Origin of the sequence: Nocardia wallacei (assembly GCF_029869545.1) — a bacterium.
GTDB lineage: Bacteria > Actinomycetota > Actinomycetes > Mycobacteriales > Mycobacteriaceae > Nocardia > Nocardia wallacei_A.
The window spans coordinates 1-3,091 of the sequence record NZ_JARWQD010000171.1 but is presented as its reverse complement, the minus strand read 5'-3'; the positions used below and the strand labels follow the sequence as shown (position 1 = coordinate 3,091).

Sequence of the window (3,091 nt, the reverse complement as noted above, 5' to 3'; positions counted from 1 at the left end):
GCCGCGGCGGTGGGGAACGTCGGCGTCGTGGTGTAGGTGAGCGGGGCCGGGGCTTCCCCCGGGGGGTGGTGGTGGGGGTGGCCGCGCGCCCGCCCGCGCCGCGGCACGGGTATGTTCACCTCCCGCGCGCGGCCCCGCCGCGGGGGGGCCCCGACTGTGGGTGCGTCCATTCCTCGATGGTGAGCGCTACCCCGGGCGCAAATCTTCAACCGTCCAAGTGATTTCGGCCGGTCGTTTTTGTCACGGGGCGATAATCGAGCGCGGAGGGATTCGAATGAGCAACTCCGACAGAGAATTTCATGTGGAACCGGATGTGATCGAGCGGCTCGCCACCGAACTCGATGCTAGAATGCCTCGCCTGCTGGACGAGGTGCGAGACATGCTGGCCGCGGAATGGCCCAGCTACGCCGGATTTCTCGACCAGCATCATCCCGAGGTCGCCGAGGCGGGCGTGCTGTTCGTGCACAGCCTGCTCGACATGGCCGAGCACGGCCCCGCCCCCGCCCAGGCCCGCAACGGCGAATACGCCCGGGCCCAGCTGGTTTTCGAGCAGATCGGGCAGCGGCACTTCCAGGACGGTCTGGAGCTGTCCTATCTGCTCACCGCGTATCAGGTGGGTGCGCGCGTCGCCTGGCACCACGTCGCGGCGACCGCGCTGGAGCTGGGGCTGGAGCCGCATGTGCTGGCCGCGCTCGCCGAGGCGGTCTTCGTCTTCGTCGACGAGTTCTCCACCGCGTCCGCGCACGGGTACGTGCTGGAGCAGTCCGCGGCCAGCGCCGCCCGGGAGCGGCGCCGGGAGGAGCTGGCCGAGCTGCTGCTGTCCGGCCGATCCGACACCGCCGAGGTCCGTGCCGCGGCGGCCCGGGCCGGGTGGCCGCTGCCCGGTGACGCCGCGGTGGTCCTCGCCGACCCGGGCGACGGTGATGCCGGGGCCGTGCTGGATCGGCTCGGCATGAACTCGCTGCCGATCCGGCGCCCCGACGCCCTCGGGGCGATCGTGCCCGGGGTGGGCAAAGGCGGTCAGCTGCACCGGCTTTCGACGGCCTTGTCCGGGTGCGCCGTGGTGATCGGCGGGCCGCTGACCCTGGATCTGCTGCCCGTCGGGATGCGGATCGCGCAGACGGCGCTGCGGCTGCGGCGCGCCGGTGTGCTCGGCGACAGCCCGGTGCTGGTCGGCGAGCAGCTCGACACCATCATCGCCAATCGCGACGAGTGGCTGCTGTCGGTGCTGCGCGAGCAGGTGCTGCGGCCGCTGCGGGACCTGCCCGAGGGCACCCGGGACAGGCTGTACGAGACGCTGCGCAGCTGGCTGTGGCAGATGGGGGACCGGCAGGCCGTCGCGCACGAACTGCACATACATCCGCAGACCGTGCGCTACCGGCTGGCCCGGCTGCGCGAGCTGTACGGGGATCGGCTCGACTCCCCGCGCGAGCGCGCGCGGCTGTTTCTGGCGCTGATCTGGGACGTGCCGCACGAGCGGGACGGGTAGGCGTCCCGCGCTTCGGCCGAAGATGATTCGGACCTGAGGGCAAGACGACTGCACCCGACGACTATATGAATGACGATCCGACGCGATCGAGAATTATGTTCATGCAAATGGACTACTGGGCGAAGGTTCTTCATACTTTCGGCAACGAGGCGACCCGGTCCGATCGGCATGGGTCGCCGCAACCAGCAACCACAGGAGTGCAGGTGAAGATCGGAATTCCCCGCGAGGTCAAAAACCACGAGTACCGCGTCGCGGGCACCCCGGCCGGGGTGCGCGAGCTGGTGTCGCGCGGCCACGAGGTGTTCATCGAGGCCGGTGCGGGCGCCGGATCGGCGTTCGACGACGACGCGTACGTGCTCGCCGGTGCGCGCGTGCTGGGCTCGGCCGACGAGGTCTGGGGTGTCGCGGATCTGGTGCTGAAGGTGAAAGAGCCGGTGGCCGAGGAGTATTCGCGCATGCGCGCGGATCAGGTGCTGTTCACCTACCTGCACCTGGCGGCGTCGGCGGAGTGCACCGACGCGCTGCTGCGCTCGGGCATCACCTCGATCGCCTACGAGACCGTCACCGGCCGCGACGGCTCGCTGCCGCTGCTGGCGCCGATGAGCGAGGTCGCGGGCCGGTTGGCGCCGCAGGCCGGGTCGTATCACCTGATGCGCAGCGGCGGTGGCCGCGGTGTGCTGATGGGCGGGGTGCCCGGCACCCGGCCCGCCAAGGTGGTCGTCATCGGCGCCGGGGTCGCGGGCCGCAATGCCGCCGCGATCGCGGTCGGCATGCACGCCGACGTCACCGTGCTGGACCTGAACGTCGCCCCGCTGCGCGAGCTGGATGCGCAGTACCAGGGCCGGGTGCGCACGGTCATCTCCAACGCGCACGAGGTGGAGAACTCGGTGCGCGAGGCCGATCTGGTGATCGGCGCGGTGCTGGTGCCGGGTGCGAAGGCGCCCAAGCTCATCTCCAACGACCTCGTGGCACAGATGAAGCCGGGTTCGGTGCTGGTCGACATCGCGATCGACCAGGGCGGCTGCTTCGCCGACTCGCGCCCCACCACCCACGCCGAACCCACCTACCGGGTGCACGATTCGGTGTTCTACTGCGTGGCCAACATGCCCGGTGCCGTCCCCTACACCTCGACCGTCGCCCTCACCAATGCCACACTCCCATACGTGATTTCGCTGGCCGACCACGGCTGGCGCGAAGCCGCCACCACCGACCCCGGTCTCGCACAGGGCCTGAGCACCCACCAGGGCGCCCTCCTGTCCGAAAGCGTCGCCGCCGCACACGGCTATGAGGCCCAAACCCTCACCGCCGCATAGCAACACGACCCGCGTGCTCCCGCTCGGCCCCCCGGGCGTGCAGTGCCTTGCATTCCCCGGCGTGCGGTGCCTTGCGTTCCTCGGCGTGTGGTGCCTTGCATTCCCCGGCGTGCGGTGTCTTGTGTTCCTCGCGTGCGGTGTCTTGTGTTCCTCGGTGTGCGGTGCCTTGTATTCCCGGTGTGCGGTGTCTTGTATTCCCGGCGTGCGGTGTCTTGTATTCCCGGCGTGCTTTTGGCCGGGATCCACGCTGGATTCCGGCCAAAAGCGTGCCGGAAATGGTGGGTGGTGT

At 69.9% G+C, this 3,091-nt stretch carries 2 protein-coding genes; both read left to right on the top strand.

Translation table 11 applies throughout. The annotated features are described in order from the left end of the window. The first annotated feature begins 274 nt into the window (after nt 1–274). Nucleotides 275–1,489 (top strand): PucR family transcriptional regulator, encoded by a 1,215-nt coding sequence (locus QH290_RS13985; RefSeq protein WP_280268351.1) that lies wholly within the window; start codon nt 275–277, stop codon nt 1,487–1,489. A gap of 203 nt (nt 1,490–1,692) precedes the next feature. Continuing rightward, a complete protein-coding gene (ald, locus tag QH290_RS13980; protein WP_280268350.1) occupies nt 1,693–2,802 on the top strand; it encodes an alanine dehydrogenase in 1,110 nt (369 codons plus the stop codon). The last annotated feature ends 289 nt before the right edge of the window (nt 2,803–3,091 follow it).

Excerpts from the sequence above, each read along its gene's own strand:
- QH290_RS13985 (WP_280268351.1), top strand. The coding sequence starts at position 275 with ATGAGCAACTCCGACAGAGAATTTCATGTGGAACCGGATGTGATCGAG.